The 23,904-nt window shown below is 42.8% G+C and carries 20 protein-coding genes and 2 pseudogenes; 6 read left to right on the top strand and 16 right to left on the bottom strand.

From position 1 onward, the window contains the following. Positions 1-28: 28 nt before the first annotated feature. The 10 genes from F891_RS01050 to F891_RS01005 form a co-directional block, all read right to left on the bottom strand. Positions 29-883, bottom strand: coding sequence for a type II secretion system protein N (locus F891_RS01050; protein ID WP_004647311.1), 855 nt, complete (start codon positions 881-883; stop codon positions 29-31). Beyond that, the gene (gene gspN / locus F891_RS01045) at positions 883-1,626 is read right to left on the bottom strand and encodes a type II secretion system protein N (protein ID WP_004647310.1); all 744 of its coding nucleotides are present in this window, start codon (positions 1,624-1,626) and stop codon (positions 883-885) included. Before gspN ends, F891_RS01050 begins: the two co-directional genes overlap by 1 nt. A gap of 182 nt (positions 1,627-1,808) precedes the next feature. Further along, the gene (locus tag F891_RS01040) at positions 1,809-2,135 is read right to left on the bottom strand and encodes an H-NS histone family protein (protein ID WP_026055760.1); all 327 of its coding nucleotides are present in this window, start codon (positions 2,133-2,135) and stop codon (positions 1,809-1,811) included. 141 nt (positions 2,136-2,276) lie between these two features. Continuing rightward, a complete protein-coding gene (locus tag F891_RS01035) occupies positions 2,277-2,705 on the bottom strand; it encodes an acyl-CoA thioesterase (RefSeq protein WP_004278628.1) in 429 nt (142 codons plus the stop codon). Between the two features lie 8 nt (positions 2,706-2,713). Beyond that, positions 2,714-3,907, bottom strand: a complete 1,194-nt coding sequence (locus F891_RS01030; protein ID WP_004278629.1) for a hypothetical protein — start codon at positions 3,905-3,907, stop codon at positions 2,714-2,716. 6 nt (positions 3,908-3,913) lie between these two features. Further along, complete coding sequence (locus F891_RS01025) at positions 3,914-4,753, bottom strand: hypothetical protein (RefSeq protein ID WP_004647307.1); 840 nt, start codon at positions 4,751-4,753, stop codon at positions 3,914-3,916. After that, positions 4,750-5,529 carry a uroporphyrinogen-III synthase gene (locus tag F891_RS01020; protein WP_004278631.1) on the bottom strand — a complete coding sequence of 260 codons (780 nt, stop codon included), beginning with the start codon at positions 5,527-5,529 and terminating at the stop codon, positions 4,750-4,752. Before F891_RS01020 ends, F891_RS01025 begins: the two co-directional genes overlap by 4 nt. Then, positions 5,529-6,452: a hydroxymethylbilane synthase gene (gene hemC, locus F891_RS01015; protein WP_004647306.1), complete on the bottom strand. Its 924-nt coding sequence runs from the start codon at positions 6,450-6,452 to the stop codon at positions 5,529-5,531. The genes F891_RS01020 and hemC overlap by 1 nt, the downstream gene beginning before the upstream one ends. A 108-nt stretch (positions 6,453-6,560) precedes the next feature. Further along, positions 6,561-7,301, bottom strand: coding sequence for a LytR/AlgR family response regulator transcription factor (locus F891_RS01010; protein ID WP_004278633.1), 741 nt, complete (start codon positions 7,299-7,301; stop codon positions 6,561-6,563). 69 nt (positions 7,302-7,370) lie between these two features. After that, a complete protein-coding gene (locus F891_RS01005) occupies positions 7,371-8,525 on the bottom strand; it encodes a sensor histidine kinase (RefSeq protein ID WP_004647305.1) in 1,155 nt (384 codons plus the stop codon). Between F891_RS01005 and argH the strand changes: the two genes are divergently transcribed. Beyond that, positions 8,516-9,946 carry an argininosuccinate lyase gene (gene argH, locus F891_RS01000; RefSeq protein WP_026055759.1) on the top strand — a complete coding sequence of 477 codons (1,431 nt, stop codon included), beginning with the start codon at positions 8,516-8,518 and terminating at the stop codon, positions 9,944-9,946. The two genes, F891_RS01005 and argH, sit on opposite strands and share 10 nt — an antisense overlap. A gap of 15 nt (positions 9,947-9,961) precedes the next feature. Then, positions 9,962-10,231: an oxidative damage protection protein gene (locus F891_RS00995; protein ID WP_004278636.1), complete on the top strand. Its 270-nt coding sequence runs from the start codon at positions 9,962-9,964 to the stop codon at positions 10,229-10,231. Positions 10,232-10,893: 662 nt separating this feature from the next. Here the strand turns inward: F891_RS00995 and pgsA are convergent. From pgsA to uvrC, 3 genes are all read right to left on the bottom strand, one after another. Continuing rightward, positions 10,894-11,481, bottom strand: a complete 588-nt coding sequence (gene pgsA, locus F891_RS00985; RefSeq protein ID WP_016806864.1) for a CDP-diacylglycerol--glycerol-3-phosphate 3-phosphatidyltransferase — start codon at positions 11,479-11,481, stop codon at positions 10,894-10,896. 107 nt (positions 11,482-11,588) lie between these two features. Then, a complete protein-coding gene (locus tag F891_RS00980) occupies positions 11,589-12,383 on the bottom strand; it encodes a thioesterase family protein (protein ID WP_004647301.1) in 795 nt (264 codons plus the stop codon). A gap of 115 nt (positions 12,384-12,498) precedes the next feature. After that, positions 12,499-14,298: an excinuclease ABC subunit UvrC gene (gene uvrC, locus F891_RS00975; protein ID WP_004647300.1), complete on the bottom strand. Its 1,800-nt coding sequence runs from the start codon at positions 14,296-14,298 to the stop codon at positions 12,499-12,501. Between the two features lie 224 nt (positions 14,299-14,522). Between uvrC and F891_RS00970 the strand changes: the two are divergent. Then, positions 14,523-15,532 (top strand): annotated as a pseudogene (locus tag F891_RS00970) (AAA family ATPase). Between the two features lie 17 nt (positions 15,533-15,549). Here the strand turns inward: F891_RS00970 and F891_RS00965 are convergent. Further along, entirely contained in the window at positions 15,550-15,963 is a 414-nt protein-coding gene (locus F891_RS00965) for a PH domain-containing protein (protein ID WP_004278641.1), read from the bottom strand. A gap of 586 nt (positions 15,964-16,549) precedes the next feature. Here F891_RS00965 and fadB point away from each other — a divergent pair. Beyond that, positions 16,550-18,700: a fatty acid oxidation complex subunit alpha FadB gene (gene fadB / locus F891_RS00960; RefSeq protein WP_004278642.1), complete on the top strand. Its 2,151-nt coding sequence runs from the start codon at positions 16,550-16,552 to the stop codon at positions 18,698-18,700. A 12-nt stretch (positions 18,701-18,712) separates the two neighbouring features. After that, positions 18,713-19,885, top strand: coding sequence for an acetyl-CoA C-acyltransferase FadA (gene fadA, locus F891_RS00955; RefSeq protein ID WP_004647298.1), 1,173 nt, complete (start codon positions 18,713-18,715; stop codon positions 19,883-19,885). Between the two features lie 51 nt (positions 19,886-19,936). On the opposite strand, the gene F891_RS00950 is transcribed toward fadA, so the two are convergent. Continuing rightward, the gene (locus tag F891_RS00950) at positions 19,937-20,875 is read right to left on the bottom strand and encodes a hypothetical protein (protein WP_005261613.1); all 939 of its coding nucleotides are present in this window, start codon (positions 20,873-20,875) and stop codon (positions 19,937-19,939) included. Between the two features lie 155 nt (positions 20,876-21,030). Here F891_RS00950 and F891_RS17115 point away from each other — a divergent pair. After that, positions 21,031-21,853 (top strand): IS5 family transposase gene (locus tag F891_RS17115; protein ID WP_085064288.1). Its coding sequence is split into 2 segments (ribosomal slippage): positions 21,031-21,411 and positions 21,413-21,853, totalling 822 coding nucleotides; the frame shifts between segments, so codons are not numbered across the junction. Positions 21,854-21,872: 19 nt separating this feature from the next. Here F891_RS17115 and F891_RS00940 read toward each other — a convergent pair. Beyond that, a pseudogene (locus F891_RS00940) lies at positions 21,873-23,825 on the bottom strand (ATP-binding protein); the annotation flags it as partial. Positions 23,826-23,904: the final 79 nt, after the last annotated feature.

The following is a 23,904-nucleotide window of genomic DNA, read 5'->3' as shown; positions in this document are numbered from 1 at the left end:
GTTTCCTAACCCTATGCGTGATGACACATCACTTCAAATCTTGTTGTATGGTCATCACCTGATCACCACGTTTTATTTCGAGTTTGACCTGACCTTCACGCCGGGCCTGTTCCAGTAATTGTGCTTCGGTCTGTCCCTGGCTCAGCGTCTGGCCATTTAAAGACAAAATCCGGTCGCCTGGTCTTAAACCCAGGCGATTACGCAATGCAGCCGGCGTCCGTGAAGTTACTTCATAACTACCATCTGCTGCACTAACCCCCATATTCTGTAAATACTGGTCCTTGTTTTCCTGCATCTGCTGGATGGCCCGACCAATTTCATTCTGTGGCGAAGGCTGCTCAGGCATACCACTATTAGAAGGCATAGCAGGCATTGAACTTGAAGATGCTGATGTTTCCGGCACAATCGGCTGATTCAAGCCATTTTCCAGACCTTTGAATAAGATTTCTTGAGTAGCACCTGTGGATCGACGCAAAATAACCCGATCCCAATGCACTTCAGCCAACTCAAAACCGCTATTGGCCAGCATTTCCCCGACACGGTAACGATCGACCTGATCATTAATTTTCAGTACCGCAGAAGAGTTATAACTTGGACTGGCAACCACCACCCCTTGTAAAATGATATTGGTAGTTTCAATAGCACCCACAGACTGCCCAACTTCCTGAAACAGTGAAAATGCACCGATATTCGGAATTTGTGCCTGTTGCGAACCCAGTTCTACCCGATCCAGCTGCATGGCTTGGGGTGGAGCTATCAGCAACCAGAAAAAAGCCGCCAGCTTCCAGCATAGATACAGAATGAGCAGTAACAAAACCACAGGTGCAGCACGATCGATCTGTTTCAGTTCAATATTTTTTAAATCATTCAGAGAAACTGCCATCAGTTCAAGCCTCCCATTAAGGGTTGGCGGGTACTGATCACATAGGTATCTAATCCGGCTTTACCTTCATAAGAAGGCGCATTCATTAAAAAGCGCTGGGTGAGCTGGATATCCAGCATCAGACTCGGATCAAGCTTGATATTCAGCATACGTTGATCGCGACTATCCCGAACATCAAGTAACAGCTGTCCGCTTTCATCTGCGAGTTTTCCAGTCATGGCGGGTACATTCATGCGTTCCTGACGCTGAGCAAAGGTATAAACCAGCTCACCACCCGCCCATTGCATTTGTCCGGCCACCTGACTGAAGCCCTGTTCTTTTTTATATTTAAAATCCAGATCTTTAAACTGAATCGCAGTACTCGGCCATTGCCAGTCTGCAAGTTTTTTTAGAGTTTCAGGCGCGACCTGCCCTTCAAGATTTTTGACAATTAAAGATTTATTCAGACCATAGGCCATAATTCCGGACAACTGGGTATTGCCACTATGCAAATCCACATGTGCTCCAACTCGCAGCAACAGCAAATCCAGCGGCCGTACTTTCCAGTTCAGACTGCCCCGAAGATTGCCTTTTTTCCAGTCCGCACTTCCCTGCCAGATATTTCCGTTTACATTATGCAAAGTCTGGTTATTTTTATAAAATTTTGAAATTAACCAGGCTGCTGGCACTTGTAATACGACAAAAATAAAAAATGCAACAAGAGCAAGGATCAACCATCTTAAAGTTTTCGGTTTACTGCTCATCCCCACCACGACCAATCGCTCAAGTCCAAATCCCCATTTATAATTTTCCCCTTATACCCACACATTATGCACACTTTTCTGCCAACGCCAATTCATAGATATAAAAAAACCAAGCAGGTATGCTTGGTTTAATGATCATAGACTGTCTGTATGACAGCCTAATGACTAGATCAAATGGCAGCTTAGATCAGGAAATCGTCCAGCTTTGCGCCTTTTTCCAATTCAGCCACCAACCAGCGCGGCTGTTTACCACGGCCAGTCCAGGTATCGTCCGGATTGCTTTTGCTACGGTAACGCGGTTCAACCGACTTACGTGACGATTTCTTACGTTTAGACGCACCAAATTCAAGTAACTGTTCAACTGTCATACCAACTTTCTCAGCAACTGCCAAAATTTGCTGATAAGCATCTTCAATCTCTTGATCTTTTTTTGAAGCAATCAGTGACTCTGCTTCTGCTTGTAAACGTTTTAACTCTTCTACTGATAAATGCGTAATATCTGGCATAATGCTCTCCGAAAAATAATATTATTCGTTTTGTTAAATAATAGCCCCATCATATTTATATTAAATAAAACATTCAATATAAAAACTTAAAGCAATAACAATAAAGTTTAAAAAAAATTACAAAATAAAATGCTTCATTCATTTTTAAATTTCATGTTGAACACTTAATTCAAGCGCTTTGATTTTTTCGCGAATATGTTCCGGAATTTCTGTTTTCTGCATGGTCTTTTTATCGACACAGACAATCACTGCTTCTGAAGTAGCCACAATACTTTGCTGTTTTTCACTCCATAATAGATATTGCATTCTAACTGCACTATTTCGAATTTCTTCAATACGTGCTGCTACTTTTAAATGATCAGGAAAAACCACAGGTTTTAAATAACGGCACTGATTTGAAGACACTACCGTAAATACCGGTTCATTATGTATATCTAATATCCCTAGATAAGCCAGACGCGCACTTTCGACATAACGGTAATACATGGCATTATTGACATGTCCAAAGGCATCCATATCACCCCATGCGACTGTTTGTTCATAAATAACTGGATATTGTTTTAATTCTGACATTATTATTCTCAAGTCTTAATTTCTATAAAGTTTACATTCGATTCAAATACTGCATTTAACTGCTGTAGCAAGTCCTCCCGATCTTGTAAGGCAGCTTTAATTCTTAAATAACTCATACGAATATCATCCGGATACAAGTCAAGTAGTTGCTGGGCTTGATCTGTATAGCCTGTGGCTTGCAACACATGCCATTTCGCAAAGCTTAAAACCGGTAATGCCGGATACTTGGTTTCCCAGTGCGAAATCTGTTGTGCAATCGCATCATAATCCGGGTTTTGACGCAATAACTGTTGTTGGAACCACAAATAAAATACATCCTGATTAAATTGCTGTTCCATTAAATGAATCGCAAGCACTTCATGCTCGGCACTCATTTCTGGTATTCTAAATAATAATTTCAACCATAATAATTTGACCGAATAGTCACGATCAAATATTTGCGGTTTTAAATCTAAATAACGTTGCTGTAAATAAAATAAATCGTCCTGTGTGGCTTGGTCATAGGCTAATAATAATTGTTCAAGCCATGTTTTTTTTACTTCTTGGTCTAAATGCCCATATTGGGTCGAACGTAAATATAACCAAGGAAACTGCATGGCAAATACCCCCCATAAGGCGACAAGGCGCTGCTCATAGGCTGTTTTAACCTGTATTAACCAAGGTGATAATTCATGCTGATTTAAAAACTCTAAATGGGTAAGTGCTTGTTCACCTTGCTGTTGTGATAAATAAATTTCAATCCGCTGTAATTCTGCCAATTCAAATGCCATGGGATTGGACTGATTTAAAGCAGTTAATGCATGGGTATATTGCTGTTGCCCCCAAGATAAACGTGCATCAATAATATGTTTAAGTAAACCCGACTTGGTAAAAGACTGGTGAATAAAATCCCGCTGATCCTGCGCAGCGTTTAATAACCAGATGACTGCCAGTTGTTCATAAGGATGTAAGCGGGAAAAACTAAAGACCGTTTGAGTTTTACGTTGTTCACGGCTGCGATACTGCTTGATCGCATACCAGATGCAATGCATCAGAAAACTCACGCTCACCAAGGATGCGGCCAAAAACCAGAGGGTGGTTTGTAACTGCCACTCGCGCCAATACAGATAGACATAGCCAGCCCCATGTCCATAACTCAGGATACTCAGCCCCGCAATACCAAGCAGGCAGACAAATAAATAGGCTAGCAGAATCTGTTTCATAAGCAATTAGCCCACTAGGGTGCGTGTGTTTAATAATGGAATCGGAGTAATCGGGGTGGCCTTGATTTGATACAATTGCTGAATCCATTTTTGGCTCTGTGCATCCGGCAATTGTTCCAAGACTTCAATCACGGCATTCAGTGCCTGCTGAAAAGCGACAGATTGGTCTTTTTGTAAGGTATTCTGTGCGATGAGCAAGCGCAACTGGGCCTCTTTCAGTACCAGATGCCGTTGCATCAAGACTGTGCTTGGCTGATCTGCGGATTCAACCTGAATCCAGCGCTGCCAGAAAGAGCGTTGAGTTTCTGGACGCTGACGATGTGGTGTCTGAATTTCTTTTTCAATTTCAGCATCCATCTGCACCAAGAGTTCTTTTACTTTATTTTGCTGCACTAATCGGCTGTTCACGAATTTTTTCAGCATGTCCTGATCTTTCGCAATTACTTGCTGCAAACTACTGACCAAGGCAGGCGCTAAAACATAATCATCCAGCTCATTGGATAACTGAGTTAATTTTTCTATTGCAGTGGCGTATTGTTGCTGTTGCAGTGCAAATTCGATCAGATCCAGATGTTGCTGTACCAAGGCAATATCATTTTGCGTTGCATCAATTGTCACTTCACGTCCTGACGCTTTAGATGAAGTGGTTCCAGCATTTTCCTGCTGAGCAGAAATCTGGCGTTTTAAAGCCACGAACTGATCATTGAGATTGGCATTTTGCTGCTGTAACTGATTGATGCTTTGATTGAATTCAGTCTGTGCTGTATTCAGAACATGTAAGTCGTAGCTGAGCTTAACTAGCCACGCCATACTCAAGATGAACAATACAATGAATAGTTTCTTCATGCGTTCCCTAATATCAGCCTCATTTTCTGCAAGATCGTGTTTGCGTCTAAATCATCGATTTCTACGAATTGAAAACTTGCCTGATGCTGCTGTTGATATTCCCCAAGAATAGTAGCCAAACGTGGCCCCAAAACCAAATAACAGACGTGCTGCATGAACTCTGCATCATCCTGCATAAGTGCCAGCCAGTTTAACCAGCTTGCTTCACTGGTGATCAGAACTGCAAAACGCTGCTGCGTCTTAAGCAGCCCCAGGTTCTTTGCCAAAATCGTTGCTGTCGTTTCAGGACATTGCCGCCGGTACAAAATAAAGTTTAAAACTTTAATATTGCTGGCACGTAAATGATCCATCATAAATTGACGACCACCTTCTCCGCGCCAGAAGGCTACACCTGAACCAGAAGCCAGTTGCTTCAACACAGGCAATTGCAGCATGCCTTCCGAAGTTTCGACCTCAGGCACATGACTATGAATGCCATAGCTCGCCAATGCCTGTTCAGTGGCTTTACCCACTGCCACCCAATGCACCTGTGCCAAAGTCGAGAGCGCGACTCCAGCCTGTTGCAAATATTGCATACCAATCTGGGCAGCCGTCGGGCTAACCACCACAATAATCTGTGCCTGCTCCAGCTGCTGATACAAACTCGACAGCTCATCGGAATAAGGCATTGCATGCAGTTCGAGCAAAGGCAATTCTAAAACAGACACTTGCGCTGCCTGTAACTGCTGGGTCAAACCTGCAGCACGATCACTGGGGCGGGTATTAATCAATAACATCAGTGTGAATAGAGTGCTTTCAGCAACTCGCCAGCACCTTGATCAAGCAAGTCTTTTGCCAGCTTCACACCCAATTGCTCTGCATCTGCCGTTTTTCCAGTCTGCTGTGCCCGGAGCAAAACTGCTCCATCGATACTGCCTACACGACCTTCGATTGAAATCACACCCTCTTTGAGCGTGGCATAACCGGCAATCGGCACCTGACAGCCGCCTTCTAGATAGGCATTAAAGGCACGTTCGGCACGTACACACGCATCTGTATCCGCATGCAGGAGTGGCTGAATCAAGTCCAGCACCGTCTGATCATGAGTACGGCATTCCAGTCCCAATGCCCCTTGACCCACGGCCGGCAGACTGACTTCAGGCGTCAGAGTATGACGAATACGTTCTGCCAGACCCAAGCGTTTTAAACCGGCACTGGCCAGAATAATCGCATCATACTGGCCTGCATCCAGTTTAGATAAACGTGTGCCGACATTACCGCGTAAATCGATAATGTCCAGATCTGGACGCTGTTTTAAAATCTGGGTTTTACGGCGCAAGCTTGAGGTTCCGACTTTGGCGCCTTGTGGCAATTCTTCAAAACTAGTGTAGGTATTCGACACAAAGGCATCTAAGGGATCTTCACGTTCACAGATCACTGCCAGACTCAGACCTTCGGGCAAGGCCATCGGGACATCTTTCATGGAATGCACAGCCAGATCTGCACGACCATCCAGTAAAGCGGCTTCTAATTCTTTTACAAACAGTCCTTTTCCACCAATTTTAGCCAGTGGTGTATCTAGAATTTTATCGCCCTGTGTAACAAAAGTGACTAACTCGACCTGCAAACCAGCGTGCAAATCTTGTAGGCGCGCACGGATGTGTTCCGCTTGCCAAAGCGCAAGTGGACTTTGTCGAGTTGCAATTTTTAGGGTCTTCATAAATTTCAATAACAGTAAATGAGAACAATAGTCTAAACTTAACCTGCTCACTTGAAAATGCAAGTGAATTTATACAAGTTTCAACTGAATGCTCTCATTCATCCCCCGCTAAAGCTTTTGAATCCGATCTCGTAAAAACGGTAAATGTCGCCGACTAACCGCCAAACGATCGTCCAGCTCACGACAACGTACCTGATACTGACCAGAACTCACCACTTCCAGACCATCCAGATAATGCACCGAGATCAAGGCATTACGATGAATCCGGATAAACTGGTTCCCAAACTCCTGCTCTAACTCCTTTAAGGTTTCATCAATCAATACACTGCCGTTTTTATGACGCACAGTGACATATTTCTGATCCGCCAGAAAATAATAGATATTTTCAACTGGCACCAATTCGACACCACGATAGGTCTTTGCCGCAATCTGCTGGCGGCTGATATTGATTTCGTCCATATTTTCTTTTTGTTTTAGTTGGCTCATTTGAGCTTGGGTAAGTTTAGTTAAGTGCTCTAAAACCTGTGCCAATTCCTGTTGCATCACCGGTTTAAGCAAGTAGCCTTCGGCATTTGATTTAAATGCATCCAGCGCATGTTGGTCATAGGCCGTACAAAAGACAATGGCCGGCATTGGATCCAGTTGACGCAAATGTTGCGCACAAGCCAGTCCGTTCATTTCAGGCATTTGAATATCTAATAGGATGACATCGGGTTCGTATTGGTGAGCCAGATCAATCGCTTGACGGCCATGGCTTGCTGTCGCCACCACATCATGCCCCAGTTGAGAGACCAAACGTGATAAACGCTCGACGGCCAAAGGCTCATCATCACAAATCAGGATGTCCATTTCTCCTCCTTACCCAGTTAACATCATCAGATGAATGATAAAGCTAACTGCGATTTCTTTGATTTATTTTTATTTATATTGATATCGCACTACCGTCGTAAACATCCCTTCGCCGGCAAAGGTTTGAAAAGTCACACTGGGTCCATAATAAGCTTGCAGACGCTGTCTGACATTTTCTATTGCAATACCATGTCCCTTTTTTAAAGTTTTATTATCCTGTGCATAAGGGTTCGTTATGATGATATTAATTTGATTTTGCAATATTTCAACCAATATGCTTATGGTACTCTTTGTAAGAATTTTTTCAACTCCATGGAAAATACTATTTTCTAGCAAGGGTTGTAAAGTTAATAATGGAATTTGAACTTGTGAGTATAAGTCTTTGTTTTCTAACTTCCATTCGACCTGCAAACGCTCACCTAGACGGATCTGCTCAATCTCCAGATAGCGCTGGCACAGATCAATTTCCTCCTGCAGGTTGACCAGTTTTAATTCCTGAAAACTGGCACGAAATAACCGTGACAAATTCAGCAGCATGTGCTCGGCTTTATCCGGATTGATACTGATCAGGCTGATCACACTGTTCATGCTGTTAAACAAAAAATGCGGCTGAATCCGTGCCTGCATGGCCTGAATCCTAGCATTCAACTCACTATGCTGCTGCTGCTCCCATTGCTCACGCAAATAAAGATAGCGAAAACAGAAAGTTCCCAGCAAAATTCCCAGACTTAAATGGAGTCCGACCCGATCCAGCGCAATCGCCAGGTTTAAATCCTGAAAATTAAAATTCTGTCCAAAATATATCAAGATATTCAGGTTCACCGTAGTGAGCAGTACAATTGCCTGTAACAGCAGAAATCCAGAAATCAAAGCCAGTTTGATTCCCATACGTTGAAAGGCTTGATGGAACAGCTCGACCAGTGCTGCAAAACATAACAGTACCCAGTTGATATACAGGATATATTGCAGCAGGTGCATTCCATTCAAAGCCTGCCAGGATTGCGCTTCTGCAAGCGCCAGAATCATGGCCAGAATATTGCCGCCAGCAAACAGTTCCAGCAAATAGCGTAGATTGCCGATCTGGCTAAAAAAATAGGAATTTTGCGTCTGTTCGTTTATCGATGTAAAAGATTGAGCAGATGTGACTTCGGCAATGGGCTTTGAATTTGTTATACTCTTTTTCGTTCTACTGCTTTTAATCTGATTGAGCCGACATGACCACATCTTCTAATTCCTCTAATCCATCACACGCCCAGACTTCGGGTATGTGGGGCGGTCGTTTCTCTGAAGCGACTGATGCTTTTGTTGCTGAATTTACAGCATCTGTTCAATTTGACCAACGTTTTTATAAACAAGATATTGCAGGCTCGATTGCCCATGCAACCATGCTGGCAAAAGTGGGCGTACTGACCACGCAAGAACGCGATGACATTATTGAAGGTCTGACAGCGATTCAAGCCGATATTGAAGCAGGCAACTTTGAATGGCGCATTGATTTAGAAGATGTCCACATGAACATTGAGTCACGCCTGACTCAACGTATCGGCATTACTGGCAAGAAACTGCATACCGGTCGTAGCCGTAATGACCAGGTGGCGACAGATATCCGTCTTTATGTACGCGATGAAATCGATAGCATCCTGGAATTACTGAAAAAACTAGAAAAAGGTATTTTAAGCTTAGCGGCTAAAAACACCGACACCATCATGCCAGGCTTCACCCACTTGCAAACCGCTCAGCCAGTGACTTTTGGTCATCATCTAATGGCTTGGTTTGAAATGCTGGTACGCGATTCAGAACGTCTGATTGATTGCCGTAAGCGTGTCAACCGTATGCCGCTTGGTTCTGCTGCACTTGCAGGTACTACTTATCCAATCGACCGTGCTTATACTGCTGAACTGCTAGGTTTTGAAGCTGTTGCTGAAAACTCGCTGGATGCAGTATCGGATCGTGACTTTGCGATTGAATTTAATGCCGCTGCATCTTTAATTATGATGCATTTATCACGTATGTCTGAAGAACTGATTCTATGGACATCTGCACAGTTCAAATTCGTGAATATTCCAGATCGCTTCTGTACTGGCTCTTCAATCATGCCGCAGAAGAAAAATCCGGATGTGCCTGAACTGGTACGTGGTAAAACCGGCCGTGTCTATGGCGATTTGATGAGCCTGCTGACTTTAATGAAAGGCCAGCCTCTAGCCTATAACAAAGACAATCAGGAAGATAAAGAGCCATTGTTCGATGCGATCGATACAGTTCGTGGTTCACTCATGGCATTTGCTGACATGATTCCTGCACTGGTTCCAAACATTGCTGAAATGCGCGAAGCAGCGCTGCGTGGTTTCTCAACTGCGACTGACCTGGCTGATTACTTGGTAAAAAACGGCGTTGCATTCCGTGATGCGCACGAGATTGTAGGTAAAGCGGTTGCACTCGGTGTACAAGAATCTAAAGACCTGTCTGAATTGACACTCGAACAACTGCAACAGTTCTCTGACCTGATTCAAGCAGACGTATTTGAAAAAGCCCTAACTCTTGAAGCTTCGGTGAATGCCCGTAATCACATTGGTGGCACCGCGCCTGCTCAAGTGAAAGCAGCCATTGAGCGTGCACATGCGCGTTTGGAACAACTTTACGCATAATTTTGGAGTATGGATATGTCTCGACAAGTTTTTTGCCGTAAGTATCAGGCGGACATGGAAGGTTTAGACTTTGCTCCATTCCCGGGGCCAAAGGGTCAGGAATTGTTTGACACCGTGTCTAAACAGGCTTGGCAAGAATGGCTAAAACACCAGACTACGCTAATTAATGAAAAGCGTTTGAACGTGTTTGAAGCAGATGCGAAAAAGTTTCTTGAAGAACAGCGTGAAAAGTTCTTTAACAATGATGCATCCCTAGAAAAAGCCGAAGGGCTGAAGCCTGAGTAAAAAAGAAAGCACTGCTTTTCTTTTTTACGTAAGACAAGGACGAAGTCCGCGTAGACTTTAATCTAAAAGAATCTCCAACTTTGGAGATTCTTTTTTATGTGTTGTTCTAAACATTACTCAAGACCAGCTAAGCACGTAGTTTTGAATGTAAAGAGCTCCCCATACAGAAGCTTTTCACATTAAAGCCCTACTTTTCTTTTGTTACACGAGACAAAGATAAAGTCCGCGTAGGCATAAATCTATCCCCTATCTCAAGGGATTTTTTGACTAAATCTAGCAAATCTTACTAACCAATATTTAGGGCACAAAAAACAGATTTTCACTTATCCTATTTCGTCTATCGAGTCAGTCACTATCCTACTGAAAAACATTTAGATTTGTATCAAAATAATGGATTGTAAAAGCAATATACAGAGTATTCACAAAACACAACATTCTGCTACAAGAAGCCACATGATTAAAAAAAACTATCTCTCTATAATGAGCCCTAAGAAGATGAGATATCTTTGAATAACTATAATAATAAGCAACAAATACCCCGATTTCATCCCAGTTCTTCCCCCAAAGACTGGGTATTTTTTTGCCTGCAATTTGCCGATTGGCTTGATAATTTAAGCGCATAAAAAAAGCCCCCTTTCAAGGAGCTTCTCTTTTCATTTCGATTAAGGCTGTTTCAGATATGGCCAAGCCGCTTTCAGATAAATGAACATCGACCATAAAGTGAGTACCACTGCGGTGTATAGCAAGGCATACGCCAGCATTTCCAGCGGTGGCCAATTTAACAGAAATACGGTGATGGCGATCATCTGGAAAGCAGTTTTGTATTTCCCCACCGTTGAAACCGCAACATTGGTCCGTGCACCCAACTCTGCCATCCACTCACGTAAGGCTGACACAGTAATTTCACGCGAAATAATCACAATCGCAGCAAAAGCCATCGACATGGAAGGCTGCCATTGCACCAGCACAATCAGTGCAGCTGCGACCATCAATTTATCTGCAACTGGGTCGAGAAAACGTCCAAAAGCAGAAGTCTGGTTTAATGTACGTGCCAGATAGCCATCAAACCAGTCCGTGACCGCAGCCACCACAAAGATCGTGGTTAAAATTATATGCCGCGTCATGTCGGGGTTATGAGCATCAAAGCCCATTGCAGGCGGCCAGTAAGCCACCAATAGAAATACCGGAATAAGAGCGATACGCGCCAAGGTCAAGATATTTGGAATATTCAGGATACGACCTGTAGTCATAGACACCGCCAATTGTTCCCCTCATGTACGATGAAAATGCACACTTTTTTAGAGGTTTGATCCATCATTAATAGGCTTCACTTTATACGAATTGACTTGCAGTGTCACTAGGCAAACACCGTCACTGTTTGTCTTGCCATTGCAATCAGGCGATTTTCGGCATCCCAGAGATAGGCATGCTCCGTCGTATAACCATCCGCAGCATAGTCGGTAAATACTTTATATTTAAACCAATCATGCAATTGATGTTGAACCGGATGCACATAGGTCACTGTCCAGGTCAGACTACTCGCAGGCGCCATGTTTTTAAACATCGGTAACACCCCGGGTGGCCAGATATCAAAGATGGCCATCAAGTCGGCGACCAGAAATTCACGGTTGCAATGCTTTTCGGGATGGAAACGGCACCAGCCGCCAAAGTCCGGACGAGAACTGGCACTACAAGGCAGATTGACATCCGCCCAGGCCACTTCGAAATGATCATAACAGTCTGGCATGCCATAGCCAGCAGGAATCTGAAACAGCTGCTCTGGCGCAGCATAGTCGGGTGCCTGAGCTTGTTGCTGAACCTGAATCTCTGAATCACGGGAAATACCAAAACTGGCAATCAGAATACTTTGCACCGCGTCGTCCTGCCATAAGCGCACTTCAATCGTGGTCACCGACTTGCCCTGCCGCAGGATTTCGGCACTCAGTCGTACTTTGGCTTGCTGAATCGGGCCGACAAAGGTCACACTGCAACTCAGCAAATGCTTGGCCGGATCATTGATGTGAGTGACGGCTTTTTGCATCATCATCGCGGCAGCCAGACCACCATACAGAGTACGACCCTGTAACCATCCCTGTGGAAACTCTACCCATTCCTGTTCGGCAATTTGTGCATAAAGTGCATGCAAAGACATGTTGATCCCTCAGTAAGTCTTGATGCTCAGTATATTCGGCAAAATTCTTCAGGTTGTGAATGTCACGTGACCCAAGCGTCAATGCGCACTTTGGCCCTTGCATTTAAGCCACGCGTCATTCATGCAGCACTTTATAAATCATCCGGGCCATGACTGAACCCAGTCCCGGTACCAGTTGCAGATCTCTTTCTGAGGCTTTCAGTACGCCCTGAATCCCGCCAAAATGGGTCAGCAAATCCCGACGGCGTTTTGGTCCGAGCCCCGGAATCACTTCCAGCACTGATGAACCACGCTTTTTATCGCGTTTGGCACGATGCTTGGTAATCGCAAAGCGGTGTGCTTCATCACGTACCTGCTGAATTAGATGCAGTGCCTTATGATCCTCCGGTAATTGAATTTTACTGCCATCGGTAAAGTGCAGGGTTTCCAGACCAGGCTTACGTCCCTCACCTTTGGACACACCGACCATAAAGGCATCCAGTCCCAGTTCCTGCATGACTTCCATTGCCATGTGCAATTGCCCCTTGCCACCATCAATCAGCAGCAAGTCTGGCAACAGGGCTTTTTTATAACGACGGGTCAGCGCCTGACGCATGGCGGCATAGTCATCACCCGCCTGAATATCATGAATGGAGAACTGGCGATAATCACGCTTGCGCGCGCCGCCACTATCAAAGACCACACAGGATGCCACGGTATCTTCGCCCATGGTATGTGAAATGTCGAAGCACTCGATCCGGTCTACCGGACGGCCGACCACCTGCTCCAGCTGATGAAAACGCTCATTTAATTCTATATGATTGGCCAGCTTGCCCTGAATCGCGTGCTGTACATTCATCTGCGCCAGTTCCAGCCATTCGGCCCGGGTTTCGCGGACTTTGGACTTGATCTGGATTTTCTTGCCAAAATGCTGCGAGAGTGCTGCTTCCAGTTCTTTACGATCAGCCACTTCCAGATTAACAATCAGTTCAGCCGGGATTTCATCGGCCACCTGAAAATAAAAATTGGCAATAAAATCGGCCAGCATCTGCCCCAGGTCATCACTGAGCATATCTGGGAAATAACTTTTTCCACCCAGCATTTTGCCGTTGCGCACATGCATGATCTGCACACAGGTCACCCCGGCCTGATAGGCAATCGACAGGATATCGGCTTCGCCTTTGAGCTTATAGATCGCCTGCTGCGACTGTACGTCTCTTAACAATGCCATCCGGTCACGATAGAACACCGCTTTTTCAAATTCCAGCGCTTCAGCGGCCGCTTCCATTTTTGCGATCAGTTCCTGATTCAGCTCCTTGGTATCGCCCTGCAAAAATCGGATCGAGTTATCGACATCTGCCTTATAGTCTTCTGGAGAAATAAATCCGACACAGGGCGCAGAGCAGCGTTTGATCTGGTATTGCAGACATGGCCGGGTCCGGTTGGCAAAAAAACTGTTTTCACAGGAACGCACATTGAACAGTTTTTGTAGCACCACCAGAGTATCCCGGGCGGTATACGCACTCGGATAAGGTCCAAAAAACTTGCCCACCTGGTGCTTGCCCTTGCCGCGCCCACTGGCTAAACGCGGATAGGGTTTATCTGCCGAAACAAAAATATAGACATAAGATTTGTCATCACGCAGCATGATGTTATAGGGCGGATGATGCAGCTTGATCAGGTTCTGTTCCAGCAACAAGGCTTCAGTTTCAGAACGTACCACCAGGGTCTGGATATCATAAATCCGTGCCACCAAGGCCTGGGTTTTGGGATGATCCAGCGTTTTGACAAAATAGCTGGAGACCCGGTTTTTCAGGTTTTTGGCTTTACCCACATACAATAATTCGCCGTCTTTGCCATACATCCGGTAGACCCCGGGCAGGCTGGTCATATTCGCCAGGATTTTTTCAATATGGGGGCGTGCGTTTTCGTTCACCTAAAGCCTATTTTTCATCTACAATCTGCAGATATATGTGATGATTTTTGCGTCATTTTCAAGCAAAAACACAAAATTCCCCTGAAGTTGCCATTCAATCTTAAAGTTCCTGTCGGGTTATCCCCCAATCTATAATCCTTACGGCATAAACTGATTGTTAAAAGCTATAAATTTCAACCTTTAACTTTGTTATGCTCAAAAAGTCTAGTTTTGAGATGTTTCATATGACCGTGCAGCAATCGGGCATTCATATTGTTCAACCCTCTACCTCACCCATCACCCGTCTGAACGTGATCGCCTGATTGGCAAACCGCGTTTTCATTTCGAGCCAAATAATGTAATGCAGCTGCTACGTGAACGGATTATTGGACAGGATGCAGCCCTGAATGAAATTGAAAAAATGCTGCATGTGGTCAAGGCAGATTTTTCCAGCCCGGATCGCTCTTTGTCGGTTACCTTGATGCTGGCCCCTACTGGCGTCGGTAAAACTGAAACCGTGCGTCTGATTGCCGAAGCGATCTATGGTCGCCCGGACGCCTTTTGCCGGATTGATATGAATACTCTGGCACAGGAACATTATGCCGCGGCTTTGACCGGCGCACCGCCCGGTTATGTTGGCTCTAAAGAAGGCCACAGCCTGTTTGATGAGCTAGAAAAAGCCAGTAACGAAGTGATTCGCGGCTTGATGAACGTGCTGGATACTGGCCGGCTGACCTTGACAGCGGGCACTAAAACTATCGATTTTCGCAACTGCATGATCTTTATGACCAGCAATGTCGGGGCACAGGCGGCGCAGCAATATCTGGACAAACTCAGCTATCTGCCTGAGAAAATGCAGGCGCTGTGTCTGAAGCGCGTTCCCACCCAGCGCATCATTGAAAAAGTCATGCAGCGTAAATTCGACCCTGAATTTCTGAACCGGATTGACCGCAGCCTGCATTATCAGGCGGTACAGCATGATGCCCTGCCACGTCTGGTCGAAATTGAACTGGATAAACTGAACAAGCGCTTGCAACATCAGCAACGCAGCGTGCATTTAAGCGCTTCAGCCAAAGCCTATTTCTATCAGGACCATGATATTCGTTACGGCGCCCGACATTTGGGCCGCAAGATGCGTACCGAACTGGAGCCGATTCTGGCGCTGTATTTTTTAAACCAGCCTGAGCAGTTCAGTCTGCATCTGGACTGTGTCGATGGACAGCTGGTGGTTCTGCCTGAGCAAGCAAAAGCTTAACTAAGGCAGACTCGATATCAGTTTTTATTCGGCTGAAGCGCCTGTATAAAAGCAGTCTGATCTTTGGGTGAAACCAATATAAATTTCTGCATGCCCGCATCTGTATAGTCAATTCGCAGACGCTTTAAGGATAAGGCTGGCGCAATGATAGAGTGGTCTGTGGGCTGAATGGATTGGATTTCACTTAACGGAATCTTCCAGCTTAACCACAGGCTTTTTATGGTCAACACCCCATTGTCTACCACATAGCGCGTACTCCACAGCGGCCACCATAAAATGATAATAGTCAGGACATAAACCGCAGTGTGCAGCGGATATTGCTGCATAGTGCCTTTGGCCTGCATGGTCAGCAGTAGTTGCAGCAACAGGCCACTCATACAAATCACAAAAGCCAGCAGCCACCAGTCTTTTTTAGAACGAAATACGTGCATCGATATCCCCCATATCTTGGTGCATGATCATCATAAACAATTCCATAGCAGATGACAGGGATTCAACCCGGCAGGATAGAAATTATTTCAAATCACACATCGACAGGATCGTTCTCATTTTCGATCTCATCAGAAAAGTTCAGCAACCGAAATGAGCTACTGCGCTTTTATTTGTACTGCTTGAACACTATCAGCAAAGACCTGAAAGCCCTGCACTCAGTATGCTTCAAGGCTAAAAATGGCACATTCAAGGACAGAAATTGACTGAATTGACAAAACTCCGCTAGAAATGAACCTTGAAAATCAGTCACCCTGCTCCATATCTATCAGGCTGATTGATAAAAAATAATGAATTGAAACAAAATCTTTGGTTCATCTGCTTTTAGAAAACTGAAAGGAAAAGTCATAGCGGTTCGAACCAATCCGGCAGAAATTGATGACCATTGCGTCACGGCTTGATACAACTTGTTATGTTCTTTTTGGATATAGTTATCGTAAGATTAGCGAAGTCAAAAAGTGCGCGGGACATGCGCACTTGCTTCACAACATCAACTTAGAAGTCCTCCAAAATAAAGGAGATCAGGGCATGATCCACGCTGGCAATGCCATTACCGTCCAAATGCTTGAGGACGGGATTGCAGAATTCCGCTTTGACTTACAAGGTGAGTCCGTTAACAAATTCAACCGTGCAACGATTGAAGATTTCAAGGCTGCTATCGAAGCCGTCTCCCATGCCGATATTCAAGGTCTGATTGTGACTTCAGGCAAATCTACATTTATTGTAGGTGCTGATATCACTGAATTCGGCGACAACTTTGCTCAGGGTGAACAAGCGATTGTTGACTGGGCAATGCCAGTACATGAAATTTTTAACAGCTTCGAAGACCTCGACATTCCTAAAGTGGCTGCAATTAATGGCATGGCACTGGGTGGCGGTTTCGAAATGTGCCTGGTGTGTGACTACCGTGTCATGTCAGAACAGGCACAAGTGGGCCTACCTGAAATCAAGCTGGGTATCTTCCCGGGCTTCGGTGGTACAGTGCGTTTAAGCCGTCTAATCGGTATCGACAACGCGGTAGAATGGATGGCAATGGCCAATCCTAAGAAGCCAGCTGCTGCACTGAAAGACGGCGCAGTCGATGCTGTCGTTCCTGCTGACAAGCTACAAGATGCTGCACTTGATCTGGTAAAACAGGCGATTCATGGCCGTTTAGACTGGAAAACCAAGCGTCAGGAAAAACTCGATCCAGTTAAACTCAGCCCGATCGAACAGATGATGGCGTTTAACTCATCGAAAGGCATGGTTCTGGCAAAAGCTAATCCAGCTCAATACCCTGCACCAAAATTACTGCTTGATTCTCTTCAAGCGGGTGCGAGCCTGCATCGTGATGACGCGCTGAAAGCGGAAGCTGAAGGTTTTGCTAAAGCAGCAGTCACACCACAAGCAGGTGCCTTGATCGGTTTGTTCCTGAATGACCAGATCGTGAAAAAAACCTCGAAGCGCTATGAAAAAGGTGCGCATCCAGTGAACCAGGCGGCTGTTCTAGGCGCAGGTATCATGGGTGGTGGTATTGCTTACCAGGCGGCAAGCAAAGGCACACCGATCATCATGAAAGACATCGGTAACCAGCAACTTGCTTTGGGTATGAAAGAAGCCAATGGTTTACTGACCAAACAAGTTGAACGTAAGAAGATGAAGCCTGCTCAAATGGGTGAAACTCTTGCGCGCATCCGTCCAACTTTAAGCTATGACGAGTTTAAAGAAGTGGACATCGTGATCGAAGCCGTGACTGAAAATCCAAAAGTCAAAGGTATCGTACTGAAAGAAACTGAAGCAAAAGTTCGTGAAAACACGATCATTGCATCTAATACTTCTACGATTTCAATCACGCGTCTGGCTGAAAACCTGGAACGTCCTGAAAACTTCGTCGGTATGCACTTCTTTAACCCGGTACACATGATGCCACTGGTTGAAGTGATTCGCGGTGCGAAGACTTCTGACGAAGCGATTGCAACGACTGTGGTGCTTGCTCAGAAAATGGGTAAAACACCAATCGTGGTCAATGACTGCCCGGGCTTCCTGGTCAACCGCGTACTGTTCCCTTACTTCGGTGCATTTGACCTGTTGCTTAAAGATGGCGCTGACTTCCAGCAAATCGATAAAGTCATGGAAAAATTCGGCTGGCCAATGGGCCCTGCTTACCTGATAGACGTTGTCGGTATCGACACTGGCGTACACGGTGCAGAAGTGATGGCTGAAGGCTTCCCGGATCGTATGAAACCTGATTTCAAAGGTTCGATTCAGGTGATGTACGAAAACAAACGTCTGGGTCAAAAGAACGACGTTGGTTTCTACAAGTATGAACTTGACCGTAAAGGCAAAAAAGCCAAAGTGGTTGATCCAACTGCGTATGAGCTTGTGGCCTCTGTTGCAACTGCGGAAAAACGTGAATTTGACGCTCAGGAAATCATTGATCGCATGATGCTGGCTTTCTGTAACGAAACTGTTCGTTGCCTGGAAGACAACATTGTAGCCACTGCTGCTGAAGCAGATATGGCCATGATCATGGGTGTTGGTTTCCCTCCATTCCGTGGTGGTCCATGCCGTTACATCGATCAAACCGGTGTAGCTGAGTATGTTGCGCTTTGCAATAAGTATGCGCACCTTGGTAAAGCTTATGAAGCGCCAGAAATGTTGCGTGACATGGCTGCTAACAACAAAAAATTCTACGGTTAAGGAGCAACGTGAATGGCTACTTTAAATCCACGTGACGTTGTCATCGTTGATGGCGTACGTTCAGCAATGGGTAAAACCAAAAACGGTATGTTCCGCAATGTACGTGCCGACTCGATGTCTGCTGAGCTTGTCCGTGCCCTCTTGGTACGTAACGAATTCGACCCGCATGAAGTTGAAGACGTAATCTGGGGCTGTGTGAATCAAACCCTAGAACAAGGTATGAACATTGCCCGTAATATCGCATTACTGGCAGACCTGCCGAAAACTGTTGCAGGCCAAACGGTGAACCGTCTTTGTGGTTCGTCTATGCAGGCGATTCACACTGCGGCTGCGCAAATTGCGACGAACCAGGGTGATATCTTCATCATCGGTGGTGTTGAGCACATGGGCCATGTGGGCATGATGCACGGCATCGACCTGAATCCTGAAGCGTCTAAGCATTATGCCAAAGCGTCGAACATGATGGGCTTAACTGCTGAAATGTTGGGTCGCATGAACGGTATTAGCCGTGAAGAACAGGATGCGTTCGGTGTGGAATCACATCGCCGTGCCTGGGCTGCGACTGAAAATGGCCTGTTCCAGAACGAGATTGTGGGCATTGAAGGTCATAATGCAGATGGCTACAAAATCTTGTGTGATATCGATGAAGTGATCCGTCCAGATGCGAACCTTGAATCGTTCAAATCTTTGCGTCCAGTATTCGATCCGAAAGGCGGTACAGTAACTGCGGCAACATCTTCAGCTTTGTCTGATGGTGCTTCTGCAATGTTGTTGATGTCTGCTGAACGTGCTCAAGCTTTAGGTCTTAAGCCACGTGCTGTAATTCGCTCTATGGCGGTTGCGGGCTGTGATGCTGCGATCATGGGTTATGGTCCGGTTCCGGCAACACAAAAAGCGTTGAAACGCGCTGGTCTAGCGATTTCTGATATCCAAACCTTTGAATTGAACGAAGCCTTTGCTGCACAAGGTCTGTCTGTTCTTAAAGGCTTAGGTATTTATGACAAGCAAGACATCGTGAACCATAACGGTGGCGCGATTGCATTGGGTCACCCATTGGGTTGTTCTGGTGCGCGTATCACAACAACATTGTTGAATGTAATGGAACAGCAAGATACACAAATCGGTCTTGCGACGATGTGTATTGGCCTTGGTCAAGGTATTGCAACAGTGATCGAACGTGTTTAATTTTTAAATACCTAGATAAAAAAGAAACCCCGCTTTATGCGGGGTTTCTTTTTATTTCTGAATCCAATCTGGATGAAACGTTTCTAATAATTTTCTAATTTTTTCTTCCAACTTTTTGTATAATTCTACAAAATCCTCAAATTTTAAATTTTCATATTTCTCATGTCTTGCCTTCCAAGTATATTTAGTTAGTTCATTATTATTTAAATAATCAACTTTAATATTTTCACCTGCTTCCAAATTATTGGAACATATATAAAATGGTAAAATTAAGTGATTAAATTTTAAATTTTCCAGTCCAACTAATCTCTCAACCAAAATTGATTTAGTAAATAATGGCTTGAACTCATCGAAGAACTTTTCATCCAACCATTCTTCATTAAAATTAATTCTCTTTCGATTAGATTGAATAGCATTTTTAATTTGGTTTATTATTTTAATTTCATTTTCAGTAAATCCCTCATACTCTTCCTTTGTATATCGAATAATTTCGTAACCATTAATTTTTTCATTCGATACAAATCCTCCCTTCTCAATCCAATTTTGATCAAAAACAGCTTTAAATAAACTATTAAAGCTACTAGGAAAGACTAAATCATGTTTTGACAATTTAGATGTGTCAAAACTAGAATTAATAAAACTATCCACATGATATATATTAAATTTATTTAAATTTAAAAGCTCATTAAAGCTTTTATCATAAAGCTTACATTTCTCATTCTTATATTTATAATTTAACAAAGATTCCGACCCAAAAATTTTTCTATTTTTCCAAGAAACTTTACTCTCATCATCATTTAAAAAAAACTCGAACAAATCAAATAATTCATTATCATTCAAAATATTTTTTAATTCATATCTATATTTATCAACTATATGTTTAGAAATCTTATGTAAAAATCTGTCGTCAATAAACTTCTTTTCAAAGTTATTACTCCAAGCATTTCTGTTTGTCTGTAATGTATTCTTAGCATCAAAACCATATAACATTAGATAAATATCAAATGGTTTTACATAATATCTTATATGTCCAACATCTTGACCTTTAAAACCACCTCTCAGATCACTACGTAACTCATTAAGACCATCTTCGTGTGAATTATTAGACCTCTTGCGAAAGTAAAAACTGCCTCAATATAGATTTCATGAAATATCAGAAATTAAATCGTTTTTCAGATTCTGAATTCCAGCGCTTGGTTGGTGTACCTCGAGCAGTTTTTAGTGAAATGGTCGAAGTTTTAAAAGAAGCAGAATCACTTAAAAAGAAATTAGGGCGTCCTCATACTTTAGCTATAGAGGATCAATTATTATTAACACTCAATTACTTACGGAGCTACAACACCCAATTGGAATTGGCGGCAAATTACCATATCGCTGAAAGTAATGTGAATCGAACTATTAAAAAGGTTGAAGATGCATTAATGAAATCAAGACGTTTTACCCTGCCAAAACGAAGCATTACCACAGCAGACGAACAATTTAACTGGGTAATTATTGATGCGACAGAATGTTTAATAGAACGCCCGAAAAAAAAATCAGAGTAAGTTCTACAGTGGTAAAAAGAAGAAACATACGTTAAAAGCCCAAGTGATCTATCATCCGAAGAGCAAACAAATCATAGGAGTAGATATATCGTCTGGCAGTCAGCATGATATTAAATTGGCAAGAAAAACAGTTAAGAAATTCAAACATTGTGACTATGTTATGACCGATTTAGGGTACTATGGGTTAGAGCAAGATGGCTTTAAATTATTGATGCCAATAAAGAAAAAGAAGAATTTACCCTTATTTGATGCTGAGAAAAATTACAATAAAATGATTGGAAAAATACGAGTTGTAATCGAACATATTAACAGTCAATTGAAAAGATTTAGAATACTAAGTGAACGCTATCGAAATAGACGGAAAAGATTCGGTTTACGCATTAACTTAATCGCTGCACTGGTAAACCGGATGAACTTGCAATAACGACTTTCGCAAGAGATCTATTGATACAAAAATAAAGATTATATTTTTCTACCCATATACAATTTTTTAAATCAATTTCACGTAAAGGAAAAACATTATCTATTTTAATTTTCCAAAAATCATTAAATTCATAAGGAAAACATACTTTTTCCAACACTTTCTCTTTAATATTCTCGATTTGAGTGGCGATCGTAAAAACATCAAACATTTCCTCTCTTATCGGATCATGATTAGAATATAAAAATTTATATAATTTGGAGTGATTAAAACTATAGCTTCTAGCTCTCCTTTTAATTTTTAATTTTAGTTTTAAAGTTGTACCACTATCACCATTTGATTCTTTTATCTCTTCTATAAAACAATATCCTTTTTTTGAGTTCAGAGGAGAATTTAACTCTATCTTATAAGTTTTATAATCAATTGAATTTGTTGTAATAATAGTTATTTTCTGATCATCTTCATTGAGTTCTTTTAATAATAAGAAAGCACTATGTAAACCAATACCAAACTGTCCAGAAGGTCTCATCCACTTTGGCATCTTATTTATTATTTTTTGCTTCTCAATATTCTTACTTGAACCTGCTACTTTTTGCATATATTTCAAGTCTTGCAAACTAATTCCTGTCCCCTTATCTTCAATTTTAAATTCCCACCAAGCATCATCACTATCATCGATAATTTCTAATCTTTCAAAAGACAATTTAATTGGATAATTTTTAAAAATATTTTGTGTATTTTCATCATAAGGATGTGCATTTTTAGGAAATTTAATTTTTCCTTTTTCGGAATCATTCCAAACCCTTATTAGGGTGGCATCAATAGCATTTTGAATTAACTCCCTATAAATATTTGTATCATCCTTATATAAACCACTTCCCTCTAGTATCTCCAATGCATTACTTTCATCAATTGAAAATTTCATTGGTTTATTACTCAATAGAACTCTATTACCTTGCATACGCACATCTAGTTGTTCAATAGTAGGTAGTGAACCAAATTTTAAATCAGGAACAATCAAATTCCATTGTGACATTTGATTTTGAAATTCTTCACGTATCCAACCAAACCAGTTTTGAGTTTCCACATAAGACATTTCATCTGGACACTCAGCAACAAGCTTGACTGTTCGTGTATCAAGTTGAAACTCTCGTAATGATAAATGCTTGTCATGATGGTGTTTGCTGACAGAAGGCATATTGCTGACATGCTTTGCCATGACGGGACAAAAACGATTGTCATCTAAATCAAATAAATCCCCTAAACGAAGCAAACAGCCTATAAATCTTGGATGACAATTTTCTGTTCCCAAACCTGTTTGTTTATAAGGAATTGTCTCCATCAAAGTACTAAAGTTCATACCATGAGAAACACAAATTTGCCCTAAATAACGATAGATTCGATTTGGAAGAAGCTCTGTTCTAGGTGACGTGATTCCTAAGTCTTTAAATGGGTCTTCAACTAACTTTCCAACTCTTTTATCGTGCCCTTGTCTAAACCACTCAGCAATCAATTGGCGATATTTTTCGACTCCATCAAAAGGGTGATCTAAAGTTCCAATTGCTGACAACCAATTATGTTCTACATATGCTTGGCAAAATTTTTGTAAGTCATGCCCTTTTCCATTCGCAATTGTTTGTATCATGAACTTAAAGTCAGGATTGGTATGCACTTCTTTAGCATTTTTGGCATCAACTAACATGCCTACATCGTGCCAATAAGCAGCTTCAAGGATTAACCAAGTATCTGTAGCACTTAATAAATCAACATCATCTCCCAAAATTCGTTCAATATTGACCAAAATTTGCTGAGAGTGTGAAGCATTGTGATTACTAAAATGTGGGTAAAAACCACCAATATTTTCTAATGCTTTTCCAACCAATTTTTGGTCAAATTCCCACTGTGCATATAGGATGGCTACGTTGGCGTCAGCTTCACATTTATTTTTTAGATGTTGGATTAGTCGGGTGCTCATAAATTTTAAATTTTTAGTAAGTTAGGCACTATATTAATCAATATTTAAACAATTTAATAAGCAGTTTTAGCTATGTGAA

The sequence above is a fragment of the Acinetobacter sp. CIP 101966 genome (assembly GCF_000369725.1).
Taxonomy (GTDB): domain Bacteria; phylum Pseudomonadota; class Gammaproteobacteria; order Pseudomonadales; family Moraxellaceae; genus Acinetobacter; species Acinetobacter lwoffii_Q.
Note: the sequence above shows the minus strand (reverse complement) of the source record. Positions and strands in the feature narration are given on the sequence as shown.